This window comes from Glycomyces sp. YM15, assembly GCF_016918015.1.
Classification (GTDB): domain Bacteria; phylum Actinomycetota; class Actinomycetes; order Mycobacteriales; family Micromonosporaceae; genus Glycomyces.
Map to the genome: position 1 here is coordinate 95,868 of NZ_JAERMK010000018.1, position 25,351 is coordinate 121,218.

Sequence of the window (25,351 nt, forward strand, 5' to 3'; positions counted from 1 at the left end):
CCATGTACTACCCGCCCCACTTCCATGCCCTCCACGAGGGATGGACGCTCACCGCCGCCGACCTGGCCGCCGACGCCCCCGGGGGAGTGGCGGCGCCGCTCGCCGAGGGCATCGCGGCCGTCGTCCCCGGCGAAGCGCACCTCGACCTGCTGCGGGCCGGACTGATCGAGGATCCGTTCGACGGTGACAACGAGGCCGCGCAGCAGTGGATCGGCGACACCGCCTGGACCTTCAGGACCGTGTTCGACTGGACCGACGACGGCTCGGCCCGCCACGACCTGGTCGCGCACGGCCTCGACACCGTGGCCGCCGTGACGCTCAACGGCATCGCGATCGGCCGCACGGAGAACCAGCACCGCTCCTACCGCTGGGACGTCCGGGAGGCGCTGCGCGAGGGCGAGAACACGCTCACCGTCGAGTTCGCGGCGCCGGTCCCCGAGACCGAAGCCCGCGCCGAGCGCGACGGGGTGCTGCCGAGCACCAATCACCACGAGTACAACCAGCTGCGGAAGATGGCCTGCTCCTTCGGGTGGGACTGGGGCATCGACGTCGCGGGCGCGGGGATCTGGAAGCCCATCGGCCTCGAATCCTGGTCGGGCACACGGGTCGCCGCCGTCCGGCCCCTCGTCGACGTGGTCGCGAACGGCGACGGCCACGACGGCGTCCTCACCGTTCATCTCGAGATCGAACGCGCGGCGGGCGACGACGATGTGGAAGTCCTGGTGATCGTCGTCGGTCCCGATGGCCGTCCATTGGAGACCTCCGCTGCCGTGGCCTCGGGCACGAACTCCACTGTGGTCGTAATGGACGTGCCTGACGTGCGCCGGTGGTGGCCGGTCGGCTACGGCGACCAGCCGCTGTACGACGTGAGCATCGAAGCGGGGGACGGGCACTGGCGCGGGCGGGTCGGATTCCGCACCGTCGAACTCGACACCGCACCGGACGAAGCGGGTGCGCCGTTCCACCTGAAGGTCAACGGTGAGCGGATCCTCGTGCGCGGCGCGAACTGGATTCCCGACCACGCGTTCCTCACCGAGATCGACCGCGACCGGTACGCGCAGCGCGTCGAAGACGCCCTCGAGGCGAACATCAACCTGCTGCGCGTGTGGGGCGGCGGCATCTACGAGTCCGACGACCTCTACGACCTCGCCGACGAGCACGGCCTGCTCATGTGGCAGGACTTCCTCTTCGCCTGCGCCGCGTACAGCGAGGACGAACCGCTGCGAACCGAGATCGAGGCCGAGGTCCGCGAGAACGTCACCCGCCTCAGCCCGCACCCCTCGCTCGTCCTGTGGAACGGCAACAACGAGAACACCTGGGGCTCGGTCGACTGGGGCTGGGCCCACCGCCTCGGCGGGCGCGGCTGGGGCGACGCCTACTACCGCGAGCTGCTGCCCGCGCTCTGCGCCGAACTCGACTCCACCCGCCCGTACTCGCCCGCGAGCCCGTACTCCTACGGCGACTACCGCTACCCCAACGACGAACGCTACGGGACCATGCACGTCTGGGACGTCTGGAACCAGGTCGACTACAAGGTCTACGCGGACTATCGGCCCCGGTTCGTGTCCGAGTTCGGCTTCCAGGCCCCGCCCGCCTGGTCGACGCTCGTCTCGGTGGTGCACGACGAACCGCTCGACCCGTTCGGCGCCGAAATGCTCGTGCACCAGAAGGCGCACCGCGGCAACGAGAAACTGCAGCGCGGCTGGCAGGGCCACCTGCCCGATCCGCAGTCCATCGAGGACTGGCACTGGACGACCCAGCTCAACCAGGCGCATGCCATCCGCTTCGGCGTCGAGCACTACCGCTCGCTCACCCCGCACTGCACGGGCACGATCCTGTGGCAGCTCAACGACAACTGGCCCGTGGTCTCCTGGGCGGCCGTGGACTTCGCCGGCCACCGCAAGCCGCTGTGGCACACGCTGCGCGACGCCTACGCGCCGCGCCTGGCGACCTTCCAGCCGCGCCCGTCAGCGGAGAGCCGCGCGAACGCCTGGGAAGGACTCGTCCCCGAGTTCGACCTGATCGCGCTGGTCCTCGTCAACGACACCGGCGAGTCCTACTCCGGGTCGTTCACCGTGACCCGTGAGGCGTTCGACGGCACGGTGCTCGCCAAGGCCGTGGTCGAGGCCCGAGTGGACGCTCGCGACGGTGCGACGATCGCCGTCCCGGCCGAGGTCGCGACGTTCCACGACGCGGCCGACGAGTACCTCCGGGCCGAAGGCGAGGGCTTCGCTCCGGCGTTCCACTATGGTGCCGAGGTCGTCGACCAGCGCCTCGCCCCGCGACCGTTCGAGGTCGAGGCCGAAGCCGCCGAGGGCGGTTGCGTGCTGCACGTGACCGCGACCGGCCTGGTGCGGGACCTGTTCTGCCACGCGGACAAGGTCGACCCGGCGGCCCGGGCCGAGCAGGGCATGCTGACGCTGCGCGCGGGGGAGACGGCGGCGATCAAGATCCACTCGTCCGCCGGCGACCCGGCCGCTTTCGCCGCGGTGCTGCGCTGCGCGAACGACCTGCGTTGAGTGAACTGCGGTCGGCATGCGAAGCACCGCTTCGCATGCCGACCGACCTCACGGCCTACCAGGAGGTCAAGGCCCACCAGGCTCCCCGGCAGCCCCGAAATCGCCCGGCTGCGGACGGCACCGCGGGCACACCAACCCGAGGGCACTCCACCGTCCGCGCACGATCGGTGCGGGCGAACCTGCAGGCCTCGGCGCCGTCACGCAGCTGGGTGAACCTTGTGGCACAGGGCGTTCATGCGGCCGTCGGTCGTACGGCATCTCGCGAAGCCACGGCAGTGGACATCGGCGGCGTCATCGCCCGATCCAGATCGGCGATCAGATCCTCCGGCGCTTCGAGGCCGATCGAGAGCCTGACCAGGCTGTCCGCCGGCTTCGCCGCGGCGGCGACGGGCCGGTGGGTCAACGCCGCCGGATGCTGCATCAGCGAGTCGACACCGCCCAGCGACACCGCATGCGTGAACAGCCGCACCGCAGACGTCACGTGCGCCGCCTGCTCGAACCCTCCCCGCAGATCGACCGAGATCATCGCCCCGGTGCCCCGCATCTGGCGCCCGAGCAGTCCCCCCGGGTCCCCGTCGCGCCCCGGATAGTGAACGCGGGCCACGCCCGGGTGGCGTTCGAGCCAGGCGGCGACGCGCTGCGCGGTCGCCTGCTGCGCCCGCACCCTGATCGGCAGCGTCGTCAGCCCCCTGTGGAGCAGGTACGCCCCGAGGGGATGCAGCAGTCCGCCCGTCACCGCGCGGACCCGCCGCAGCGCGGCAGCGGTCTCCTCGCCGCAGGCGATGACCCCGGCGACCACATCGCCGTGCCCGCCCAGATACTTCGTCGCGCTGTGCAGGACCATCGAGGCGCCGAAGTCGATCGGGTTCTGCAGCACCGGCGTGGCGAACGTGTTGTCCACGAGCACCGGCACACCCTGCGCCGCCGCAACGACCGCGCCGATGTCGACCAACTCGAGGGTCGGGTTCGCCGGAGTCTCGAGCACGACCATCGCCGTGTCGGACCGGATCGCGCCCGCGACCTCCTCGGCCGCGCAGAACTGGGTCTCCGTCCCGAGCAGCCCCGAGGACAGGAGGTGGTCGGTCCCGCCGTACAGCGGGCGGACCGCCACGACGTGACGACCGGTCCCGGCCGCGAGGATAGCGGCCGTCATCGCCGCCATGCCCGAGGAGAACGCCACCGCCGCCTCAGCGTGCTCGAGCCGCGCCAGCGCCGACTCGAACCGCGCCACGGTCGGATTCCACAGCCGCGCGTACACCGAGCCGCCCTCGGCGGTCGGCGTCCCGCCGTTCGCCATGGCCTCATAGGAGAGGCCGCCGGCCTCGATGCCGGGCAGGGGATTGGTCGACGAGAGGTCGATCGGCAGTGCGTGCACGCCGAGCTCCGCGAGGTCCTCGCGGCCCGCGTGTACCGCGACGGTGTCGAATTGCAGGTGAGGCGCATTCATGACCAGAATCTAAGCCGAACCGCAACAACCTGCAATACTTACTGCGGAAACCCGCATGAAATGCAGAAATCCATGAAGATTCTCCGGAAGGAGCCGATATGGCGGACGAGCGGTCGAAGAAAACACAACCCCCGCCGCTGGACGGCACCGACCTGGCCATCCTCGCCGCCCTCGCCGAGGACGGCCGGATGACGAACGCCGCGCTCGCGGCCCGCGCGGGCGTCGCCGAATCGACCTGCGCGTACCGCCTCCGCGCGCTGCGCGAGTCCGGCGTCCTCACCGGCATCGCCGCCCGCCTCAACCCCGAGGCCTTCGGCCGCCCCCTCCACGCGATCATCAAGGTGCGCTTGGGCAGCCACAGTCGCGAACACGTGCACAACCTCTACGACCGCCTCGTCGAGCTGCCCGGGGTGATGACCGTCTTCCACGTCGGCGGCGACGACGACTTCCTCCTCCACGTCGCCGTGGCCGGACCCGAAGCGCTGCGCGACCTCATCCTGGAGCACGTGACCGCCCACGCCGTCGTGCGCCAGACCGAGACCCAGCTCGTGTTCGAAGTCCGCGACGGGCGCGGCGTCCTGCCCCGCTTACCCACTGAGTCGTCGGCCCCGGATGCGAAGCTGGACCTCCAGTCATCAACGAGGAGGCGCGCATGGGCAAGGTGATCTGTGGCATCACGATCTCGGCCGACGGCTACGCGGCCGGGCCCAACCAGACCGAGGAACGCCCGTTCGGCGACGACGGCGGCAACGGGAGGGGCGAGGGGCTGCACGCCTGGATGTTCGCGACCCCCGAAGAGAACCCCGCCGAGATCGCCCAGATGACCGCCGCCAAGGCGTTCATCATGGGACGCAACATGTTCGGACCCGTTCGCGGCCCCTGGGACCGCGAATGGAACGGCTGGTGGGGCGACAACCCGCCGTACCACGCCCCGGTCTTCGTGCTCACCCACCACGCGCGCGAGACCGTCAGGATGGACGGCGGCACCACCTACACCTTCGTGACCGACGGCATCGAATCCGCGCTGGCGCAGGCCCGCGAGGCGGCCGGCGACGGCGAGATCGCCGTCATGGGCGGCGCGACCACCGTGAACCAGTACCTCGCCGCCGGACTGATCGACGAACTGCGGCTTCACATCGCGCCCATCACCATCGGCGCCGGGAGCCGCCTCTTCGAAGGCGTCCCGCCGCTCAAGCTCGAGCAGGTGAGCGTCCGCGGCGCGACAGCGGTCACCCACGTGACCTACCGCGTCCTCAAGTGAACCGGTCCGTGCGCCGACGTCATCGCGAGGCCGCGGCCGCACCGACGGGCAACGTTCCGTAGCTCAGAGCGCCGGAATCACTCGGGTGGTGACCAGGCCGAGGTCGCGCATGAATCGTTCGAGCGCGATCGCGGCGATGCCCTCCATCCCGCACGTGGGGGAGAGCTCGATCGCGAGATCGGCCGCGGCGTCCCCGGGAGAGTCATCGAGGACGCGGCGCCGGACGATCGGTGCGACCCGCTCCCGCCATACCGGCCACCCGGCCCAGCCCTTCAGGGCGATGACCTCGGGGTTGAGGATGGCGACGATATCGGCGAGCGCGGCGCCGAGGTAATGGGCGCTGCGCTCGATCGTCGCGACGGCGGCCCGGTCCCCGTCCTTCGCGGCGTCGGCGAGGGCCGCGACGAGGTCGAAGCCCTCGGGACCTTCGGCCGGGGCCGCTACGAGGTCGACGCCTTCGGCAAGAGGGTGGCCGGGAGCGATCTCGGCCAGGGTCCTTCGGATGCCCGGGATGCCGACATAGGCCTCGACGCAGCCCTTGCGTTCGCACTGGCACCGACGCCCGTCGAAGACCAGGAGGCTGTGGCCCCATTCGCCCGCCGCATTCGTGGCGCCGCGAACGACCGCGCCGTTCTGGATGATCCCCGCGCCCACCCCGAATCCGAGGCTGACGGCGACCACGTTCGCGACGCGCCTCCCGGCGCCGAGCCAGAGCTCCGCGGTTGCGATGGCCTTCAGGGGGTTGTCGACCACGACCGGGAGGCCGAGCGTGTCGCGCAGGCGGTCGAGATGGAGCCAGATGGCGTCGGGCGTCGTCGCGGCCTTCACCGGGCGCTGCATGCCGCCGGGCAGCAGGATCCCGATGCCGAAGACGTCCTCGCGCTTCGCTTGCGCCCGTTCAAGAACGGTGTCGAGGGTGCGGACGATCCAGTCGATGACCTCGTCGGCCTCCGCAACGGATTCGTCAGAGGTCGCCTCGACTGTCGCGAGCTCCCCGAGCGCCGCGTCGAACACCGTCGCCTCCAGGTACCGGTCCTCCACGTAGACGCCGACCACGCGGCCCCGGTCGGCGTTGAGCCGCAGGCCGGTCGTGGGCCTCCCGATGCCGGTGCTCAGCAGCCCGGTCTCCGCGACGATCCCGTGCTTGAGCAGGTCTTGCACGATCGTGGAGACCGTTCCGAGGCTCAAGCCCGTGGCCTCCGCGAGTTCGCCGCGGGTCGACTCGCCCGCCGCGAGCAGGGAACGCACGACCACGAGCCGCGATTCGCTGCGGATGTCGCGTGACGTAAGCCTGCCGGACACGAGCCCTCCCGGATCCTGCGGAATGTTCGGACTCGAAGACTAACAAAGCGATCCGTCCATATTCATCCTCAATGACGCCCGCCACCGCACCCGCATCCGGCCCGACCGCGGCCGGGCGGAGCGCCCGCGGCCGTCTGCCACGGGAACCTCATGCGGGCGCGACCAGGCTGCCCGGGTCGGTGTTCGCTCCGCACAGCACGACGGCGACCGTTGCCGCGGCATCGATCCCGGAACGTCCGCTGAGGACTCCGGCCAGGGCGGTCGCCGCGCCGTGCTCGACGACCAGACGCCGCTGATCCCACAGCGATTGGCGCGCGGCGATGATGTCCTCGTCGCCGACGAGGATCGAGTTCACCGAGGCGCGCTGAGCGGCCGCGAACGCGATGTCACCGACCCGCTTGGCCCCCAGAGCGTCGGCGGCGACGCCGGAAACCTCCACATCGACCGGTGCTCCGGCCCGCAGGGCCTCGTGCAGGGTCGGTGCCCGTTCGGGTTCGACGGCGACGACGCGGACGCCGTGCTCGGCCGCGACCGTGGCGATCCCGGCGAAGAGTCCGCCGCCGCCCACGGCGACGACGATGTGCGTGACGTTCGGCAGGTCGCGCAGGATCTCGAGTGCGACGGTCCCGGCCCCGGCCGCGACGGCGGGCTGGTCGTAGGCGTGGACGAACGTCGCTCCGTTCTCGGCCACATGGCGCCCGGCGGCTTCGTAAGCCTCGGCGTACTGGTCGCCGATCTGGTGCACCCGGGCCCCGAGGGCGCGGAGCTCGGCCACCTTCATCGCCGGGGCGGTGGTCGGGACGAAGACCGTGGCGGGCACGCCGAGCGTCGAGGCGGCGTAGGCGGCCGCGAGGCCGGCGTTGCCGCCGCTCGCGCAGACCACGCCGACCTCGGGGTCGAGTTCTCCTGCCTCGCGGGCGGTCAGGAGCCGGTTGAAGGATCCGCGCGGCTTGAAACTCCCGGTGTGCTGCGTGAACTCCGCCTTGAAGTACCGGCCGTCGGCCTTGAACAGCGGGGTGTCGCGGACGAAGGGAGCGATCCTCTCGGCGGCCTCCAGCACGTCCTTGAGATTGATCATCGGTCGCTCCTTCCGTGGTTTCGATCGGTCGGCACGACTGTATCCACCGGCTCGCCGGGGGAGCGCGCGAACGGGCCGGGAGGGACGACGCTCCCGGCCCCGCTGCCGGTCTTACTCCCAGTCCTCGATGACGTCGTCGATGGCGCTGTTGAAGTCGGCCGGGCTGAGCCGTCGAAGTGCTCAGCCGTCGAGGTGCTCGGTCGCGGCGAGGCGCAGGACCAGGCGACCGCGGTACCGGTCGTCCTCGTGCAGCGTGGTGATGCTGCCCGAGCGGGCCTTGAAGAGCGCGTAGCCGAGCGTTTCGATCGGCATCCGGATCCAGGCGGCGACCACGAACGTGAACGCGAAGCCGTGGGTCACGATGATCTGGTGCTCGCACGGGCTCCGGGTGATCTCGTCCATGATCGCGTAGACGCGCTGCGCGACTTGGGTCCTCGATTCGGAGCCCGGGACGGGGAAGTGCCCCATCCGGTCGCCCTCCACCGGCGGCGGCGTGAAGAGCTCGTCCCATCGTGACTGCGGGTGCCCCTCGGCCTCGCCGAACGACGACTCCCGCAACCGGGCGTCGAGGACCGGCTCCAGCCCGAACCGCTTGCCGATCACATCGGCGGTCTGGCTGGTGCGCTGGAGATCCGAGGAGTAAAGCTCCACTTGCGACTCACTCGGGACGGCCGCCCGCAGGGCTTCGGCGATGCGTCCGGCGGCTTCGACGCCCGCAGGAGTGAGGTCGGAGTCGTGCCAACCGCCGACGCGCCCTTCGACGTGGTGGGTGGCCTGCGGATGGGTGACGACGTGGAGCGTGCGCATGGGTCTGGGCCTCTCTGAGCGGGGGAGTGCTCGACTCTAGACCGATGGGCCGTCGAGCATTCGCATAGGATTGGCGCCGACGCAGAGGAGGGCGGGCATGTCGACATCGCGTGGCGCGCGCCAGCCGACGATCAAAGAGGTCGCCACGCGCGCCGGAGTCAGCCCCATGACGGTGTCCCGCACGCTCGCGGGCGGCGTCAACGTGCGGCCCGACCTCCAGGAGCGCGTGATGGCCGCGGTGCGCGAACTCGGCTACTACCGCAACGAGAACGCGCGCAGCCTGCGGCCCGGCCAGCCCAGCGGGCTCGTCGGCGTCGCGATCACCAACCTCGCCAACCCCTACTACGGGAACTTCGCGCTCGGCGTCGAAGAGGTCGCCGCCGAGCACGGGCGGCGCATCATCCTCGGCAACACCGGCGAGGACGACGCGCGCGAGCGCCAGCTCGTGAGCGACTTCATCGGGCGACAGGTCGACGGGCTCATCCTGGTGCCGACCAGCGGCGACGCCGAGCACCTGCAGCCCGAGCGGCTCGGCGACGTGCCGCTCGTGCTCGCCTCCCGCCGCGTTCCCGGCCTGGACGTCGACACGGTCCTGCTCGACGACGTGGGCGGCGCCTATCGCGGCACGATCTCGATGCTCGACGCCGGGCACACCCGCATCGGCTTCCTCGGGAACCGCAGTTCCGTGTTCACCGGCGAGCGCCGGTTCCGCGGCTACGAGCAGGCGATGACCGAGCGCGGCGCGCCGATCGACACGTCGATCATCGCCCGCGACCAGCAGGACGTGGACGCGGCGAGTCGGGCCGCGCGGGCGATGCTCGACCACCCCGAACCGCCGACCGCGATCTTCAGCGCCAACAACCGCAACACGATCGGCGCACTGCGCGAGATCGGGCGGCGCATCCGCGACGGCGTTCCCGGGCCCCGCCCGGCGATCGTGAGCTTCGACGACTTCGAGCTCTCCGAGCTCATGCCGGTGCCCGTCACCGTGATCGACCACGACGCGCGGCTGCTCGGCCGCGAGGCCGCGACCCTCCTGTTCGCCCGGCTCGACGGCACCGCCGAGGAGCAGGCGATCACTGTCGAACTGCCCGTCACCATCAAGCATCCCTGAGGTTTCAAGCCATCTGAGCTGCATGTTTGCCAAAACTCGCCCCTCGTTGGTAACGTTACCAATCGCAAGGAGCATCCCGGCGCATCTTGCGAGCCTTGCACGAGTTGGGAAGGAGACGGGCGATGGAGCTCTGCATCGACTTCGGCGGATCCGAGATCAAACTCGGCGTCCTCGACCGCGGCGAACCCGTGCACACCACGACCGTCCCCACCGGTCCCCGCGACCTCGAACAGGTCCGCGACGCCGCGCTGGCGCTGCTCGCCGAGAACGGCCCCGCTCAGGCCGTCGGCATCGCCGTCCCCGGCGTCGTCGACCGCGACGCGGGCCGCCTCGTCAAGGCCCACGACAAGCACCCGCGCCTCGACGGGCTCGACCTGATCGGCTGGGCCCGAGAGTCCTACGGGCTCCCCGCGGCGATCGAGAACGACGCCCGCGCGGCGCTCGTCGGCGAGACCGCGGCCGGTTCCGCCGCCGGGGCTCGCGACGCCGTCCTCATGACCCTCGGCACCGGCATCGGCACCGCCGCGATCATCGACGGCGTGCTCCTGCGCGGCGCCCACGACCACGCTGGCATCCTCGGCGGCCACTTCACCGTCGACTTCGCCGGCGCCCGCTGCAACTGCGGCAACATCGGCTGCGCCGAGTCGATCGCCGGCGCCTGGGCCCTCCGCCGCGACCTCGCCGTGCGCGGCGACGCCGTCACGGACGTCAAGGAGCTGTTCGAGACCGACGACGACGCCGCACTCGCCTTGCGGGACAGGGCCATCTGCGCCTGGGGCGCCACCGCCGTATCCCTCTGCCACGCCTACGACCCCGAGGTCGTGATCCTCTCCGGCGGCGTCATGCGCGCCGGAACCGCCGTCGCCGCGCCGATCGAGGCGTACGTCCGCGAGCACCTCTGGACCAGCTCGCACCGGCCCGCCTTCGTCGTCCCCGACCGCCCCGACCTCTCGGTGCTGCGCGGCCTCGCCGTCCTCGCCGCCGAAACCCGAAACTGAAGGAGCGCCAGTGTCCCCCGACCCCGTCCCGATCGGACAGTACGAGAAGCGGCCGACCGTCCCGCTGCCGGACGGCGCCCGCGTGCACCACGGCGATCCGGCCTGGGCGCTCGCCGCGGCGACCGCCGCCGCGAAAGCGGGCGATCACGCCCCGCGGCTCGTCGTCGACGCCTACCCCGGGGCCGACCTCCCCTTGATCGCCAAACTGATCGCCGACGCCCTCCCGGACTGGCGCGTCGTCGACGTCGAGGAGGCCGCCGCGCTCCCCAACGAGCTGATCGAAGCGCGCTTCGCCGACAACCTCACCGAGGACCGCGTCTTCGGCGTCCTCTCGCACGCCACAGTGGACTCTTTCTATGACGCCGAGCGCCTCGACAAGCTCGCCGTCGAAGCCGACGGCGACGACCGCCCGGTCGTGCTCCTCGGCTGGGGCGCCGACCTCGTGGCCAGGCGGCTCACCTCCCCGTACGCGCTCGTCCTGGCCGACATGGCCCGCTGGGAGATCCAGCAGCGCCAGCGCGCGGGCGCCACCAACTGGCGCGCCCGGAACCCCGACGAGGACCGGCTGCGCAAGTACAAGCGCGGCTTCTTCGTGGAGTGGCGGGTGGCCGACCGGCACAAGCGGACCCTGTTCGACCGCATCGACTTCCTGTTGGACGCCAACGCGATCGGTGGCGCCGGGACCGTCTCGCGCGATCCGGGGATGATCACCGGCGAGGCCTTCCGGGCCGCGCTGGCGAACGCCGCCGAAGCGCCGCTGCGCGTCGTCCCGTTCTTCGACCCCGGCGTGTGGGGCGGCCAGTGGATGAAGGAGAAGCTCGACCTCGACCCCTCGCAGCCGAACTACGCCTGGTGCTTCGACTGCGTGCCCGAAGAGAACTCACTGCTGCTCGAAGACGCCGAGGGTGCGATCGTGGAGATCCCGTCGCTCGACCTCGTGCTCTCGCAACCGAAGGCGCTCCTGGGCGAACGCACTTACGCGCGGTTCGGGGCCGAGTTCCCGATCCGGTTCGACTTCCTCGACACCATGGACGGCGGCAACCTCTCCCTGCAGGTGCATCCGCTCACCGACTACATCCACCAGACGTTCGGCATGCAGTACACGCAGGACGAGTCGTACTACATGCTCGACGCCGGAGAGGGCGCCGTGGTCTACCTCGGCACGAAGGACGGCGTGGACCGGGAGGCGATGCTCGCCGACCTCCGGGCCGCCGAGACCGGCGACCGGCCCTTCCCCGCCGAGCGGTACGTGAACGCCTTCCCCGCCAAGAAGCACGACCACTTCCTGATCCCGGCGGGCACCATCCACAGCTCGGGCGCGAACTCGATGGTCCTGGAGATCTCCGCCACCCCGTTCATCTTCACCTTCAAGCTCTGGGACTGGGGCCGCCTCGGTCTCGACGGCATCCCGCGGCCCGTGCACCTCGACCACGGCGAACGCAACCTCGCCTGGGAACGGGGAACACAGTGGACGGAGGCGAACCTCGTCAACCGCATCGAAGTCCTCTCCGAGGACGGCGATGTGGTGGAGGAGCGCACCGGCCTGCACGAACTCGAGTACATCGAGGTGCGCCGCCACTGGTTCCCGCAGGAGGCCGCCCACGACACCGAGGGCACCGTGAACGTGCTCAACCTCGTGGAAGGGGACGAAGTCGAGATCGTCAGCCCTACCGGCGCTTTCGAGCCCTACATCATCCACTACGCCGAGACGTTCATCGTCCCGGCCGCCGTCGGCCCCTATGTCATCCGCCGCACGGCCCGCTCCCGCAGCGAAGGCTTCGGGACCGTCAAGGCCTCGGTCCGAGGCACCCGGACCGGCGAGGCCTGAACCGCCCGCAACCCCACCCCCTTACCGGACAAAGGAGTTCACGATGGATCGCAAGACAGTGAGATCCCGGAGGATCCCGCTCACCATCGCCGCTGCGACGGCCGCCTCGATGCTGCTCGCCTCGTGCGGCGGCGGCGGGGAAGACGACGGCGCGACCACCGGCACCCTCGACTTCTACACCAACAAGGCCGCCTGGGAACCCGACTTCGACGAGCTCAACGCGCAGAGCGAGAGCGATGTCGACATCAGCCTCGACACCACCGGCTACTCCGATGCGGCGCAGTACGACGCGTTCATCAAGCAGTCCTTCCGCACCGACAAGAGCCCCGGCCTGTTCACCTGGCAGACCGGACCCTCCCTCGCCGAACTCGTCGACGAGGGCCTCGTCGCCGAGACCACCGACATCTGGACCGAGGCCGTCGACGAAGGCTGGATCGGCGAAGACCTCAAGGACGCCTACACCTTCGACGGCGAGCAGTACTGCGTCCCGATGAACATCGCCTACTGGGTCATGTACTACAACAAGACCGTCTTCGAAGCGCAGGGCATCGCCGAGCCCACCACCTGGGCCGAGCTCGACGCCGCCGCCGCGAAGCTCAAGGGCGCCGGGATCACCCCGTACTACCAGACCAGCACGCTGTTCACGTTCCCGTGGTTCCAGCAGCTCGTCGCGGGCACCGACCCCGAGCTCTACAACGGACTCGCCACCGGCGAGGTCGAGTACACCGACCCGCGCATCGTCGAGATCATGGAGACCTGGCGCGCACAGCAAGACGCGGGCTGGTTCAGCGACGCGGGCGCCACCGTCGATCCCGCCGTCGGCCTCAAACAGGGCGACTTCGCGATGATCAACTTCGGGTCGTTCTTCAACGGCTCCCTGGACGGGGCCGGCATGGTCTCCGGCGAGGACTACGACATGTTCGTCATCCCCGCCGTGAACCCCGATCTCGAGAAGACGCCCGTCGCCGTCGAATCCGGGCCGCTCTGCGTCGCCGAGAACTCCTCCCAGAAGACCCTCGGCCTCGAGTACTCCGAGTGGTGGATGTCCCCTGACGCGCAGACCGCGTGGAGCGCCGCCCGCGGCGACGTCGCGTTCAACCCGCAGGCAACGGTCGCCGACCCGATGCTCGAGGAGCTCGGCACCACCGTCGCCGGGGACGGCTACGAAGCCTACGACCGCTACTACGAGGCCACGCCCACGCCGATCCTCACCGTCGCGCTCGAGCAGTTCGGCGCCTTCATCGCGAACCCCGGCGACCCCCTACCGTTCCTGGAGACCATCCAGGCCGAGGCCGACGACTACTGGGCGAACTAGGGGCAGCACCGCATGACGTCCGACCAGACCACCCTGAAGCGCCCCGAGGAGCGGCTCCGCCGGTCCTCGGGGCCCGATCAGACGACCCCGACGCGCCGGGGCGACCAGTACCGCTGGTCCGCCCTGGGGTTCATCGCGCCCGGCGTGCTCCTCGTGGCGGTCCTCCTGTACCTGCCGCTGCTGTGGACCACGTTCCTCAGCCTCACCGAGTACAACGGGCTCGGCGACCCCGAATGGGTCGGCTTCGAGAACTACGTGGAGATGCTCGACGACCCCGCATTCCTCGGCTCCGTGCTCAACACGCTGCTGTGGGTCGCCGGGACCCTCCTCGTCCCGGTCGGGATCGGACTCGGCGTCGCCCTGCTCACCTGGAACCTCAAGGGCGGCATCTGGCTCCGCCTGCCGTTCCTCATCCCGTACGCCCTCTCGGGCATCGGAGTGGGCGTGATCTGGTCGTTCATCCTCTCCGGCGACGGCGCCCTCGACCAGGCGCTCGCCGCCTTCGGCGTCGACGACACGCCGCGCTGGCTCGTCGACGCCCCGCTCAACACGGTCGTGATGATCCTCGCGACCGCATGGCAGGGCGTCGGCGTGAACGCGCTGCTGTTCACGATCGGCCTCCAGTCGATCCCGAAGGAACCGCTGGAGGCGGCGCGCGTCGACGGTGCCAACGGGCTCCGTCTCTTCAGGAGCATCCTGTGGCCGATGCTGCGCCCGCTCACCGCGGTCGTGGTCGGCCTCTCGATCGTCGCCTCCCTGAAGACCTTCGACATCGTGCAGGGCATGACGAAGGGCGGGCCCGGCCGAGCTTCCGAGACGCTCGCCCTCACGATGTACAAGGAGACCTTCGTGAACAGCGAATACGGCCTCGGCTCGGCGATCGCCGTGTTCCTCACGGTCGTCACGCTCGTGGCCTCGATCCTCTACCTGCGCCGGCAGCTCTCCACCAAGCACGGGGTCTGATATGTCTCGCATCGTTCGCACCACCGTCCTGGCCGTCCTCGGCGCGCTCTGGCTCCTGCCCGTCTACCTGCTGTTCGTGAACGCCGCGAAGGCACCGGAGACGTTCACCAGCAAGGAGTCGTGGATGCCCACGGACTTCTCGCTGTTCGCGAACATGGCCGAGGCGGTGCGCCTCTCCGGTCTCGCCGAGAGCGCCGCGAGCACCCTGCTCTACGCGGTCGTCTCGCCCGCCATCGCGGTGGTCGTGGGCGCCGCGGCCGGATTCGCGATCGTCGCGCTCCGGCTGCGGCACGGCTTCGCGTGGTTCGTCGCGATCTTCGGCGGCACCGTGTTCCCGCTCCAGATGATCCTGCTGCCGCTGTTCGACGCGTACTCGCGCGTCGGCCTGTTCGACTCGCGGCTCGGTATGATCGTGGTCTACACGGCCATCTCGATCCCGTTCTCGGCGTTCGTGATGCGCAACTTCTTCACCGGCATCGCGCACTCGGTCTTCGAGGCGGCCGTGCTCGACGGCGCGTCGACCTGGCGGATCTTCTACCGCGTCTACCTGCCGATGGCCTCGAGCGCGCTCGTGGCGGTGTTCATCCTGCAGGCCACGTTCATCTGGAACGACTTCCTCCTCGGCCTGGTCCTCAGCCAGTCCGACACCGTACGGCCCATCGTGACCAGCCTCGCCGGGATGCAGAGCACCTACGGCGGCGCGCAGATGTCCACCGTGCTCGCCGGCGGCCTGCTCGTCTCACTGCCCACAGTGGTCCTCTTCCTGTTCACGCAGCAGTTCTTCGCCCGGGGCCTCGCCCTCGGGCAGTACTAGGAGCTCCCATGCGACGCATACCGAACGTCGACGATCTCGCGGCCGACCCGGTCACGCACCACTACGACGACATGATCGCGCCGAGCGGCCTCACCAACTTCCTCGGCACCGCCCGCGTCGACCACGACCTCACCGCGATCAGCGCCGTCACCTTCCCACCGGTGTCACAGGGCCTCACCCGCACCGCCGCGTGCTTCGTCGACGGGCGCCTCGTCGAGTCCTACGGCGCCCCCATCACACACGAATGGCGCCCGGACCGCGTGCGCCGCAGCGTCGCTCTCCCCGGGCTCGACCTGTCCACGCTCACCGTGTGCGCGCCGGGCGAGACCGCCGTCGCGATCGACGTCAGCGTCACCAACACCGGCGACCGGGCCCGGACCGTGCCGATCACACTGACCCTCGCCGCCGGAGCCGCGCATTCCGAGGAGGCCTGGCTCGACGCGGTGACCCCTGAGGAACGCAACCGCGCCGCCCGAGGCGAGCACCGCCTGGTCTTCACGAACGGGGCCGGCACCGCCTGGAGCGTCCAAGGCGTCGACACCGATGCCGAAGTCCGCCTCTCGGGCATCGCGCCGACGGCGGGGGATCACGAGGTCGGCATCGGCGGCATCGAACGCGGCGGGGAGGTCACCGTGCACCTCGACATCGCACCCGGCGCGACCGCCCGATTCGGGTACGCGCACGCCCTGGCCGCCACCGAAGAAGCCGCCAACGCGACCTTCGAGCGCGTCACCGCCGACCTCCCCGGCATCGTGAGCGCCGCCGAAACCTTCTGGAACGAGCAGCTCGACGCCGCCTTCACACCCGGCAACGGCCAGTTCTCCGGAAACCTGCCCACATTGGAGACCAGCTCCGAAGCGCTGCGCCGCCTCTACTGGTGGGGCGCCCTCGGCACCATCTGGTTCCGCCGCGACTTCGCGGGCAACGTGCTCGGCCGCAGCTACGACACCCTCATGCCCAACTACTGGGCCACCACCACCTTCATCTGGGACTACAGCCTCAGCTCCATCACCCACGCCCTCCTCGACCCCGAGCCGATGAAAGCCCAACTGCGGCATTGGATCGCCTCGGACGTCCACACCCACTTCGGGACCTCCTCGCTCACCGGCGGACCCGTCGGACGCTGGTACTCCGTCAACGACTACGCGATGACCCGCCTCGTCCACGACTACCTGAGGTTCACCGGCGACACCGCGCTCCTCGACGAGGCCCCGGGCGACCGCCCGGTCCGCGAGCACCTGCGCGACTGGGCGCTGGCCTGGCAGTCGCTGCGCGGCACCGGGCCGCTCGCCGACTACGGCGAGATCGACAACCTCCTCGAATGCGTCAGCTCCTACACCCACGAGGTCGCCGGTCTCAACGCGGCGAACGTCTGGAACCTGCGCACCGTCGCGGAGATCCTCGCCGCCCAAGGCGACACCGACGGCGCCGCCGCGCTCGCCGCGGAAGCGGACGCGCTCGTCAAGGCCGTCACCGACCTCTACCTGCCGGGCACCGGCCATTTCGCCGCCCGCCAGCCGGACGGCACCCGCGTGCCGGTGCGCCACGTCTACGACTTCAGCGTCGTCGGCACCACGATCGCCGCCGACCTCGATCCGGGGACGCGCGGCGAGATGGTCGACTTCTACCGGCGCGAACTCCAGACCGGAGTCTGGCTCCGCTCACTGTCCCCATGGGACCCCGACGCGAGCTTCAGTCCGCGCCCGGACCACCAGTGGAACGGCGCGTACCCGGCCTGGCCCGCCGACGCGGCGCGCGCCCTCGTCGCGCTCGGCGCGCCGGAGGTCGCGATCGACTGGCTGCCGGGCCTCGCCCGCTCCGCCAACCAGGGCCCGCCCGGTCAGGCGCACTTCACCGAGGAGGCCGTGCCCGCCGTGAACGGCGGCGCGCGCAAGGCGCCGCCGCAGCTGCCGTACATCATCGACTGGGCCTGCTCCTCCGCCGGAGCCTATGTGGCCCTGGTGATCGAGTCGTTCTTCGGCGTCGACCCGAAGGCCGGATCGGGAGCGCTCGACACGTCGCGGGGATGCATCGCCGACCTCGATCCCGACGCGGTCCTGCGCGGCCTGCGCCTCGGGGACCGCCTCGTGGACGTGCGCGCCGACGGCACCGTCAGCGATGCCGCATGAGTATGCAGCCCTTCATGATCGACCCGCTCAGCGTCCGAGGCGCCGTCGAGGTCGAGACCACCGAGCGCGGCCTGATCCCGCATCGCCTGCCGCAGTGGGCGAGGCGCCAGATCCCGGACCGCTTCATGGCCCAGACCAGCGCCGAGAGCGCCGGAGTCCGACTCGCGATCCGCACCGCCGCGGACGTGGTCGAGCTCGACGTGCAGGGCCGACGGATCGCCGCCGACGCGACGGCGCCCATGCCGCCCAGCACCTACGAGGTCACCGAAGGCGGCGCGCTCGTCGCCACGGCCGGCGCGCCGGTCGGATCCCGATTCGTGTTCACCTTCGAGCGGCCCGACGGCGCGATCGTTCCCGGTCCTGATGCGACGGTGCGCTTCACGGGCCTCGGCACCGGCGCCGAACGCGACCTCGAACTGTGGCTGCCGTACTACGACCACGTCGAACTGCTCGCGCTTCGCGCCGACGCACCGGTCACGGCCCCGCCGGAAGGGGCCGCGCTCCGCTGGGTGCACCACGGCAGCTCGATCAGCCACGGCTACCGGGCCGAGACCACCACGGGCACCTGGCCGGTGGTCGCCGCGCTGCGATCGGGCGTGCACCTCACGAACCTCGCGTTCAGCGGCAACGCCATGCTCGACCCGTTCACGGCCAGGACGATCCGCGACACGGCGGCCGACCTCATCAGCCTGAAGCTCGGCATCAACCTCGTCAACGGCGACGTGATGCGGGTGCGCGCCTTCCGCCCCGCGGTCGACGGCTTCCTCGACACGATCCGCGAGGGCCATCCCGACACGCCGATCGTGCTCGTCTCCCCGATCTGGTGCGAGCCCGTCGAAGCCTCGGCCGGACCCACCATGCAGGACCCCGGCCGGGCCGAGGAGTGGTCGATCGCGGCGGGCAGCGAAGCCGAGGTCGCGACCGGCAAGCTCTCACTGAGCGTCATCCGCGCCGAACTCGCCTCCATCGTGGACCGACGCCGCGCCGACGGCGACCGCCGACTGCGCTACCTCGACGGCCTGTCGCTCTACGGCGCGCGCGACGCCGCCGCCATGCCACTGCCGGACAACCTGCATCCCGGACCGGACGTGCAGCGCCTCATCGGCGCACGCTTCGCCGACCGCGTGCTCGCCGAGCACGCCATCTGACCGATCCTCCTCCGTCCATGCACCTGTAAAGGAGCAGTCCATGACCCACCGATCGCTCACCCTCGCGATGGCCGCCGGCCTCGCGGCCGCCACCATCCCGATCACCGCCGCCGCGGCGGCCCCGACCGCTTGCCCCGCAAGCATCTCCACCGAGATCAACACCGAACTCACCGAACGCTTCGGCACCTACGCCGACACCGCCGGGCGCTGGACCGGCGCCGACTCCGCGTACAGCGTCGACCTCCCGGACGGCGCCACCGCGTGGATCTACTCCGACACGTTCATGGGCGAGGTCGACGAGAACGGCGGCAGGCCAGCCGACTCGCCGTTCCTCCACAACTCGATCATCGTCGACGACGGCGGCCGACTCACGACCTTCACGGGCGGTACCGAGTCCGCCCCCGAATCCCTCGTCGAAGTGGCCGGCGCCGACGAGACCCAGCGCTGGTACTGGTTCGGGGACGCCACGGTCGAGGACGGCATGCTCCGCGTGATGCTCCTCGAGTTCATCAAGACCGGCAGCGGCGTGTTCGACTTCGAGTTCACCGGCAACGCCGTCGCGACCCTCGACCCGGCCGACATGAGCCTCGTCTCGGTCACCGACCTGCCGGACTCGGAGATCAACTGGGGTTCGGCGATATACGAGGACGCCGAAGACGGCTACACCTACGTCTTCGGTGTCGAGGACAACCAGGCCCAGAAGTACGCCCACCTCGCCCGCGTCCCCACCGGCTCGCTGACCACCGCGGGCTGGGAGTACTTCAACGCGGGGGCGTGGGTCGCCGACCCGAACGGGTCGAGCCGCATCCTCGAGGGCGTCTCCAACGAGTTCAGCGTCTCACGTTTCCAAGGCGAGTTCACGCTCGTCACCGGTGATGCGACCGAACCGCTCAGCGCCGAGATCGTGATGTACCGCAGCAGCGACATCACGGGCCCCTACACCGGTAAGACCGAGCTGTACACCACCCCGGAGACCGGCGGGAACGTCTTCACCTACAACGCGAAGGCCCACCCGAACCTCGGCGACCGCGACACCCTCGTCATCACCTACAACGTGAACAGCTTCGAAGGCGGCGACCACTACTCGGACGCCCGCCTCTACCGTCCCCGCTACGTCGACGTGCACGCGCAGCGCTCGCGCCGCTAGACCGAACACCGCAACACCCCCGGGCCAGAGGCCACCAGCCTCTGGCCCGGTTGCGTCCCCCCGAGCGCTCGAGCCGCCTAGGCTGGTCCGGGACGCCAACGGGAGGAGACCGGCCATGGACGACACCGCGTTCGTCTACTTGTCGCGCATCAAGACCACGCCGGAGCGGCTGTGGCGGGCACTGACCGAACCCGCGTTCACCGAACGGTACTGGGAGCTCTCCTTCGACACCGACTGGAAGCCCGGCTCGCCCATGACCTGGCGCGAACGAGGCGGCAGCATCGCCGACCCCGGCCAGAAGGTGCTCGAAGCCGACCGGCCGCGGCGGCTCGCCTACACCTGGCACTCGTTCACGCCCGTCTGGGCCGAGCGGGCCGGCGTCGGCGACGACGTGCTCGCGGTGATCGCGGCCGAGCCGCGCTCCAAGGTCGCGTTCGACCTCGAGCCCGGGAGGGCCACCGTCCGCCTCAAGGTCACCCACGACGGGTTCGAACCCGGCAGCACCGTCCTGGAGATGATCAGCGAAGGCTGGCCCGAACTGGTCTCGAGCCTCAAGACCCTCCTCGAGACCGGCGAACCGCTGCCGTCCTGAACCGATGCGTTTCGGCCTTCGGCATCGTCGGTATACCTGAGGATCCCCGAACCAGAGGAGCAGCACATGGGCAAGCTCATCGTCACCGAGTTCATGTCCGTCGACGGTGTGGGCCAGGCCCCCGGCGCGCCGGAGGAGGACCCCGAAGGCGGTTTCGCGTACGGCGGCTGGCAGGCGCCGCTCATCGACCGCGATGAGGAGCACTTCATCTTCGAGCAGGCGAAGGGCATGGACGCGCTCCTGCTCGGCCGCCGCACGTACGAGATCTTCGCGGGCTACTGGCCCACGGCCCCCGCCGAGTTCGAGTTCACCGCGCTCATGAACCGCGTCCCCAAATACGTCGCCTCACGCACACTTCAAGCGCCGCTGAACTGGGAGAACACGAACCTCTTGGACGGCGACCTGGCCGAGGGCGTGGCGGACCTGAAGGACCGCCACGACAAGGTCCACGTGATCGGCAGCCTGAACCTGGTCCAGTCGCTGCTACGGCTCGGCCTCGTCGACCACCTCAACCTGTGGGTCTACCCGCTCGTCCTCGGCGACGGCAAGCGCGTCTTCGTCGGAGGCGCGATGCCCGCGGCCCTGCGCCTGACCGAATCGCGCGTCTTCGCCAACGGCACGGTCAAACTCGAATACGAGACCGCGGGCGAACCCGCGGTCGGCGACATCGACGCCGACGTCGACCGCCTGACCTGACCGGACGCCGACCCGGGTCCGACGACGGCCGCGATGATCCCGGTCGGGAACACGTCGGCGGTCCCGCTCGGGCTTCGGTCGACCTTCAGGCCCGCACCGACTGTCCCTTCAGTCTTGCCGCCAGCCTGTAACGTGAGCCACGTGTCGGAGTCAGAGGAGGCGCGCGGTGGACACCCACCCCCAAACGCCGAACACGTCGAGTCGCCTTTCGGTCCCCTCCTGAAGTCGCATCGCGAACGCCGCGGCCTGACACAGCGGGACCTCGCCGGGCATTCCGGCCTCAGCCTGGCCGCCATCCGCGACCTGGAGCAGGGCCGCAGCCGCCATCCGCGGCGCGATTCGGTGCACGGCCTCGCCGTCGCCCTGGGGCTGTCGAACCAGGACGAGGCCCGATTCCTCGCGGCCGCCGTCGGCGGCGACGTGTACGCCACGCTGACCCCGATCGCACTCGTCGACGCCGATCGGACCGAGCCCGAAGCGGGGACGACGCTCGGCGTATTGGGACCGGTCGCCCTGTGGGACAGCGGGATTCCAGTGCCGTTGACGTCGCCCAACCAGAAGTGCGTGCTGTTGCGGCTGGCGCTGAGCGCCGGCGAGGTGGTGGGACGGGAAGAACTGATGGACCTGCTCTGGGGTGAGCGACGGCCAGCCTCGGCCGCGAATCTCCTGCACACCTATATCGGCAGGCTTCGGCGACTGCTCCGGCCGGATTCGGGACCGATGCTCCAGACCGCTGCGGGCGGCTACCGCCTTGAGGCGGATCCGGTCAGCTTGGACCTGGCTCGATTCCGGAAGCTGGCTTCCCTGGGCGCCAAGGAGAACGACCCGGAACGGGCGCTGGGTCACCTCGCCGAGGCCGTCCGATTGTGGCGCGGCGACACCGATGTGGACGCTCTCCGGAACGGTCCGTTGATGGCGGCCGTGACCGAGGAGTACGTGACCGTCCTGTGCGCCTATGCCTCGGCCGCAAGGGATTTGGGGGAATCCGACCAGGTGCTGCCGCGCCTGCGAGAACTGGCCGACCGGCTCGAACTGCACGAACCGCTGCACGCGGAGCTCGTCATGAGCCTGTCCGCGAGCGGTCGGCAGGCCGAGGCGCTCGCTGCTTTCGACCGAGTTCGCACCGCGCTCGCCGACCAGCTCGGCATCGACCCTGGCGACCGGCTCCGTGAAGCCCACCACGGTGCGCTCCGGCAGCGCTGGAGCGCGCAAGCGAACGCGTCGCAGCGGCAGGCGGTGATACGGCAGACACCGGCGCCGCCCCCGGACTTCGTCGGGCGCATCGGGGAGTTGGACCTGATCGCCTCGACGCTCGGAGGCGACCGGTCGGGGGCCGGGGCCCGTCCGCGGATCATCGCCGTGAACGGCCCCGCGGGGGTCGGCAAGACCGCCTTGGCATTGGAAGCGTCTGGTCGCTTGCGGGAGGCGTTCCCGGACGGACAGCTGTACGCCGACCTCCGCGGCGCCTTCGGCGCACCGATTTCCCCTTTGGAAGTACTCGGGCGATTCCTGCGGGCGCTGGGCGTCTCCGGCGAGCGGATCGGTGCCGATGAGGCCGAAGCCGCCGCGTTGCTGCGCAGTGAACTCGCCGACCGCCGGATGCTGCTGGTCCTCGACAACGCGAAGGACGGACGGCAGGTGTCGCCGCTGCTGCCCGGCGCCGGCTCCTGCGGTGTGCTGGTGACCAGCCGCAGGCGGCTCACCGATCTGGTGGGCGCCACGGTGGTCGACCTCCCGACGCTGCCGGCCGCGGACGCCCTCGCCCTCCTGGCCGCCGCCGCGGGCACGCAGCGGATCGCCGCCGATCCGCAGTCGGCCAGGCAACTGAGCGCCGCCTGCGGGCAACTGCCGCTGGCGCTGCGCATCGCGGGTGCGCGATTGGCCGGCCGCTCTGCGTGGTCCGCCGCCGACCTGGCGAAGCGCCTGCGCGACGAGAGCCGGAGGCTGGCCGAGCTGAGCACCGGAGAGCTCAGTGTGCTGGTCAGCTTCCAGCTCAGCTACCAGGATCTCAGCGAGGACGCACGACGCACCTTCCGGTTGTGCGCCCTGCACCCCGGCGACGACTTCACTCTGGACGCCACCGCGGCCCTGCTCGATGCCGAAGCCCCCGAAGCGGATCGGATCCTCGGCGAACTGCTGGACGCCAACATGCTCCTGCAGTACGCCCCCGACCGGTTCCGCTTCCACGATCTGCTCGGCCTGTACGCGACCAGACTGCTCGCCGAGCACGACACCCAGGAGTACGCCGCGGACCGGGACCGGTACTACGCCTGGAACCTCCGAGTCGTGACGGCGGCGATGGAGTGGGTGTACCCGCAGCTCGTCAGATGGTCCACATGCGACGACCGAGAAGCCGTGTTCGAATCGCACGAAGCCGCGTCGGCATGGCTCGACACGGAGGCACCGGCACTGGTCGCGCTCACCGAACGCGTCGCTGACGCCGAGGAGCACCGCCACCTCGCCTGGCAGATCGCCGACCAGCTCCGCGGCTACTTCCTGATCAACCGACAGGCCGACCGATGGCTGCGGTCCGCCGACGCGGGCCTGCGCGCCGCGGAGGGCGATCCCACCGCCCAGGCGGCGATGCATATGACCCGCGGACAGGCGATGTGGGCACTCGGCCGCCACGAAGAGGCGATCGCCGTCTACACGGAGGGTGCGCGAGCGGCGGACGCCGGCGGGTGGCGGCAGGCCGCCGCCTACCTGCGGCACAACATCGGCTGGGTGCTGGCCGAACAGGGCCGACTGGCCGAAGCCGAGCGGTCCTTCCACCAGGCGATCGAACTCAGCGACGACGAACTGGGCCACGTTCGCGCGGTGACGCTCAACGGCTTGGGCTACGTGTGCTCCGACCAGGGCCGACTCGCGGAGGCGGCGGAGTACTTCGGCGCCGCCCTGCGCATCAACCAGAAGTCCGGACGGGAGAAATCCCTCCTGGCCAACCGCTCGAACCTCGGCATGGTGCTCCGCCAACTCGGGCACGAGTCGGCGGCCGAAGAGCATTTGCTCGCCGCGTTGGACGGGCACCGGCGAACCTCCAATATGAACGGTGAGCTGGCCGCATTGGAGGAACTGAGCCTCCTGCATGCGCAACGCGACCGGACCGCCGCAGCGGTGAGCGTCGCCGCACAGGGCTACGATCTCGCGGTGATCGCCCAGGACCGGCGCGCGCAGGCGGCGCTGCTGATCGCATTGGGCGAGGCGCAACTGGGCGCCGGTGACCTTCCGGCGGCCCAGGACTCGTTCCGGCGGGCGCTCGCACTCGCCGACGAGTTCCCGTTCCTTGCCACGCGCGCGACCACCGGCACGGCGCATGCGCTGCTGGCGCTGGGCGACATCGCCGATGCGCGCAGGCATGCGGAACGCGCCTTGGAGGAGGCGCGCAGACGCGGCTACGGTGTCCTCGAGGCCGACGCGCTTGCGGCGCAGGCCCGATGCGCCGCAAGCGAAGACCCGGCGGCTGCCGCACGGCTCGCCGCGGCGGCCGCCGAAGGCTACCGGACGGTCGGGGTGGAGTTCATGGCCGCCCGGGTCGAGGCGGAGGATTTCGGCCAGAGCCGGCAAGCCGGCGCATCGTCCTCGATGCACCGGCGTTGACGGGCGTTCGATCAGTCGAAGATCTTGTCGTAGCGGAGCGGGCTGTAGTCGGCGTTCTTCAGGGTGGTCACGTACTTCGTCTCGTACTTCATGTCCGCGCTGGGGGAGACCAGGTGGTAGACCTTCATTGAAACGCCCTTCTCCACCCACTTGGCGAACAGCATGCAGTGGTTGTCGTAGCTGTTGACGATGTCGCCCGGGAGGAGGCTGCTCCAGTAGACCGGGTGCGAGATGTCGGAAAGAGTGCGGGTGCTGTGCCCGGGCGTCGCGCTGTGCCAGGCCATCGAAACGAACCCGGAGCAGTCGCGGCGGTAGCGGTGGCCCCCGTCGTTGTCGGTGGCCGTGCTGCCCTGGTCGTACTGGATGCCGCGGTCGTACCAGTCCTTGGCCCGGGTCATCACGTTCGAGCGCGAGATGTTGCCCATGTAGTAGGCCTGGGCCGGGCTCGCGACGACGAGGGTCGGGATCGCCACCGCGGGGACGATGGCGGCCGCCTGCAGCAGTCGGCGACGGGAGAGGTTCGGCTTGTCGGATTGAGCGGCCATGGCGGGCTCCACTTCTCAGGTGTGGTTCGGGAGGTGCGGCCGGTCTGCTCT

Annotated in this window: 20 protein-coding genes; 15 read left to right on the forward strand and 5 right to left on the reverse strand. The window is 70.3% G+C overall.

All coding sequences use genetic code 11. From position 1 onward, the window contains the following. Positions 1-2 precede the first annotated feature (2 nt). On the forward strand, positions 3-2,519 hold the full coding sequence (locus tag JHY01_RS19240) for a glycoside hydrolase family 2 protein (RefSeq protein ID WP_205327299.1): 2,517 nt from the start codon (positions 3-5) through the stop codon (positions 2,517-2,519). A gap of 232 nt (positions 2,520-2,751) precedes the next feature. Here the strand turns inward: JHY01_RS19240 and JHY01_RS19245 are convergent, their stop codons facing one another. Further along, positions 2,752-3,966, reverse strand: coding sequence for a PLP-dependent aspartate aminotransferase family protein (locus JHY01_RS19245; protein ID WP_205327300.1), 1,215 nt, complete (start codon positions 3,964-3,966; stop codon positions 2,752-2,754). A gap of 98 nt (positions 3,967-4,064) precedes the next feature. Here JHY01_RS19245 and JHY01_RS19250 point away from each other — a divergent pair, with 98 nt between their 5' ends. Next, on the forward strand, positions 4,065-4,631 hold the full coding sequence (locus tag JHY01_RS19250; RefSeq protein ID WP_205327301.1) for an Lrp/AsnC family transcriptional regulator: 567 nt from the start codon (positions 4,065-4,067) through the stop codon (positions 4,629-4,631). Further along, positions 4,619-5,227, forward strand: coding sequence for a dihydrofolate reductase family protein (locus tag JHY01_RS19255; protein ID WP_205327302.1), 609 nt, complete (start codon positions 4,619-4,621; stop codon positions 5,225-5,227). The genes JHY01_RS19250 and JHY01_RS19255 overlap by 13 nt, the downstream gene beginning before the upstream one ends. A gap of 63 nt (positions 5,228-5,290) precedes the next feature. Here JHY01_RS19255 and JHY01_RS19260 read toward each other — a convergent pair whose 3' ends face one another. The 3 genes from JHY01_RS19260 to JHY01_RS19270 all read right to left on the reverse strand — a co-directional run bounded on the left by JHY01_RS19260 (position 5,291) and on the right by JHY01_RS19270 (position 8,414). Further along, on the reverse strand, positions 5,291-6,529 hold the full coding sequence (locus tag JHY01_RS19260) for an ROK family transcriptional regulator (protein ID WP_205327303.1): 1,239 nt from the start codon (positions 6,527-6,529) through the stop codon (positions 5,291-5,293). Between the two features lie 148 nt (positions 6,530-6,677). Continuing rightward, positions 6,678-7,607 (reverse strand): serine/threonine dehydratase, encoded by a 930-nt coding sequence (locus JHY01_RS19265; RefSeq protein ID WP_205327304.1) that lies wholly within the window; start codon positions 7,605-7,607, stop codon positions 6,678-6,680. Between the two features lie 180 nt (positions 7,608-7,787). After that, on the reverse strand, positions 7,788-8,414 hold the full coding sequence (locus JHY01_RS19270) for a histidine phosphatase family protein (protein WP_205327305.1): 627 nt from the start codon (positions 8,412-8,414) through the stop codon (positions 7,788-7,790). Between the two features lie 97 nt (positions 8,415-8,511). Between JHY01_RS19270 and JHY01_RS19275 the strand changes: the two genes are divergently transcribed. From JHY01_RS19275 to JHY01_RS19330, 12 genes are all read left to right on the forward strand, one after another. Further along, on the forward strand, positions 8,512-9,528 hold the full coding sequence (locus JHY01_RS19275; protein ID WP_205327306.1) for a LacI family DNA-binding transcriptional regulator: 1,017 nt from the start codon (positions 8,512-8,514) through the stop codon (positions 9,526-9,528). Positions 9,529-9,650: 122 nt separating this feature from the next. Next, positions 9,651-10,526, forward strand: a complete 876-nt coding sequence (locus JHY01_RS19280; RefSeq protein ID WP_205327307.1) for an ROK family protein — start codon at positions 9,651-9,653, stop codon at positions 10,524-10,526. Between the two features lie 10 nt (positions 10,527-10,536). Beyond that, the gene (locus JHY01_RS19285; protein ID WP_205327308.1) at positions 10,537-12,354 is read left to right on the forward strand and encodes a class I mannose-6-phosphate isomerase; all 1,818 of its coding nucleotides are present in this window, start codon (positions 10,537-10,539) and stop codon (positions 12,352-12,354) included. Positions 12,355-12,412: 58 nt separating this feature from the next. Next, entirely contained in the window at positions 12,413-13,669 is a 1,257-nt protein-coding gene (locus JHY01_RS19290) for an extracellular solute-binding protein (protein WP_205327322.1), read from the forward strand. A gap of 12 nt (positions 13,670-13,681) precedes the next feature. Beyond that, positions 13,682-14,632: a carbohydrate ABC transporter permease gene (locus JHY01_RS19295; protein ID WP_240192981.1), complete on the forward strand. Its 951-nt coding sequence runs from the start codon at positions 13,682-13,684 to the stop codon at positions 14,630-14,632. A gap of 1 nt (position 14,633) precedes the next feature. Next, the gene (locus JHY01_RS19300) at positions 14,634-15,446 is read left to right on the forward strand and encodes a carbohydrate ABC transporter permease (protein ID WP_205327309.1); all 813 of its coding nucleotides are present in this window, start codon (positions 14,634-14,636) and stop codon (positions 15,444-15,446) included. A gap of 8 nt (positions 15,447-15,454) precedes the next feature. Next, complete coding sequence (locus tag JHY01_RS19305) at positions 15,455-17,575, forward strand: hypothetical protein (protein WP_205327310.1); 2,121 nt, start codon at positions 15,455-15,457, stop codon at positions 17,573-17,575. Further along, positions 17,572-18,723, forward strand: coding sequence for a GDSL-type esterase/lipase family protein (locus tag JHY01_RS19310; RefSeq protein ID WP_205327311.1), 1,152 nt, complete (start codon positions 17,572-17,574; stop codon positions 18,721-18,723). Before JHY01_RS19305 ends, JHY01_RS19310 begins: the two co-directional genes overlap by 4 nt. A 40-nt stretch (positions 18,724-18,763) precedes the next feature. After that, positions 18,764-19,870 (forward strand): DUF4185 domain-containing protein, encoded by a 1,107-nt coding sequence (locus JHY01_RS19315; RefSeq protein ID WP_205327312.1) that lies wholly within the window; start codon positions 18,764-18,766, stop codon positions 19,868-19,870. A gap of 115 nt (positions 19,871-19,985) precedes the next feature. Then, complete coding sequence (locus JHY01_RS19320; protein ID WP_205327313.1) at positions 19,986-20,462, forward strand: SRPBCC family protein; 477 nt, start codon at positions 19,986-19,988, stop codon at positions 20,460-20,462. Between the two features lie 66 nt (positions 20,463-20,528). Continuing rightward, positions 20,529-21,158: a dihydrofolate reductase family protein gene (locus tag JHY01_RS19325; RefSeq protein WP_205327314.1), complete on the forward strand. Its 630-nt coding sequence runs from the start codon at positions 20,529-20,531 to the stop codon at positions 21,156-21,158. A 141-nt stretch (positions 21,159-21,299) separates the two neighbouring features. Beyond that, positions 21,300-24,755, forward strand: coding sequence for a BTAD domain-containing putative transcriptional regulator (locus JHY01_RS19330; RefSeq protein ID WP_205327315.1), 3,456 nt, complete (start codon positions 21,300-21,302; stop codon positions 24,753-24,755). Positions 24,756-24,766: 11 nt separating this feature from the next. On the opposite strand, the gene JHY01_RS19335 is transcribed toward JHY01_RS19330, so the two are convergent. Next, positions 24,767-25,300, reverse strand: a complete 534-nt coding sequence (locus JHY01_RS19335) for a twin-arginine translocation signal domain-containing protein (protein WP_205327316.1) — start codon at positions 25,298-25,300, stop codon at positions 24,767-24,769. Positions 25,301-25,351: the final 51 nt, after the last annotated feature.

Excerpts from the sequence above, each read along its gene's own strand:
- JHY01_RS19240 (WP_205327299.1), top strand. The coding sequence starts at position 3 with ATGTACTACCCGCCCCACTTCCATGCCCTCCACGAGGGATGGACGCTC.
- JHY01_RS19245 (WP_205327300.1), bottom strand. The coding sequence starts at position 3,966 with ATGAATGCGCCTCACCTGCAATTCGACACCGTCGCGGTACACGCGGGC.
- JHY01_RS19250 (WP_205327301.1), top strand. The coding sequence starts at position 4,065 with ATGGCGGACGAGCGGTCGAAGAAAACACAACCCCCGCCGCTGGACGGC.
- JHY01_RS19255 (WP_205327302.1), top strand. The coding sequence starts at position 4,619 with ATGGGCAAGGTGATCTGTGGCATCACGATCTCGGCCGACGGCTACGCG.
- JHY01_RS19265 (WP_205327304.1), bottom strand. The coding sequence starts at position 7,607 with ATGATCAATCTCAAGGACGTGCTGGAGGCCGCCGAGAGGATCGCTCCC.
- JHY01_RS19270 (WP_205327305.1), bottom strand. The coding sequence starts at position 8,414 with ATGCGCACGCTCCACGTCGTCACCCATCCGCAGGCCACCCACCACGTC.
- JHY01_RS19275 (WP_205327306.1), top strand. The coding sequence starts at position 8,512 with ATGTCGACATCGCGTGGCGCGCGCCAGCCGACGATCAAAGAGGTCGCC.
- JHY01_RS19280 (WP_205327307.1), top strand. The coding sequence starts at position 9,651 with ATGGAGCTCTGCATCGACTTCGGCGGATCCGAGATCAAACTCGGCGTC.
- JHY01_RS19295 (WP_240192981.1), top strand. The coding sequence starts at position 13,682 with ATGACGTCCGACCAGACCACCCTGAAGCGCCCCGAGGAGCGGCTCCGC.
- JHY01_RS19300 (WP_205327309.1), top strand. The coding sequence starts at position 14,634 with ATGTCTCGCATCGTTCGCACCACCGTCCTGGCCGTCCTCGGCGCGCTC.
- JHY01_RS19305 (WP_205327310.1), top strand. The coding sequence starts at position 15,455 with ATGCGACGCATACCGAACGTCGACGATCTCGCGGCCGACCCGGTCACG.
- JHY01_RS19310 (WP_205327311.1), top strand. The coding sequence starts at position 17,572 with ATGAGTATGCAGCCCTTCATGATCGACCCGCTCAGCGTCCGAGGCGCC.
- JHY01_RS19315 (WP_205327312.1), top strand. The coding sequence starts at position 18,764 with ATGACCCACCGATCGCTCACCCTCGCGATGGCCGCCGGCCTCGCGGCC.
- JHY01_RS19320 (WP_205327313.1), top strand. The coding sequence starts at position 19,986 with ATGGACGACACCGCGTTCGTCTACTTGTCGCGCATCAAGACCACGCCG.
- JHY01_RS19325 (WP_205327314.1), top strand. The coding sequence starts at position 20,529 with ATGGGCAAGCTCATCGTCACCGAGTTCATGTCCGTCGACGGTGTGGGC.
- JHY01_RS19335 (WP_205327316.1), bottom strand. The coding sequence starts at position 25,300 with ATGGCCGCTCAATCCGACAAGCCGAACCTCTCCCGTCGCCGACTGCTG.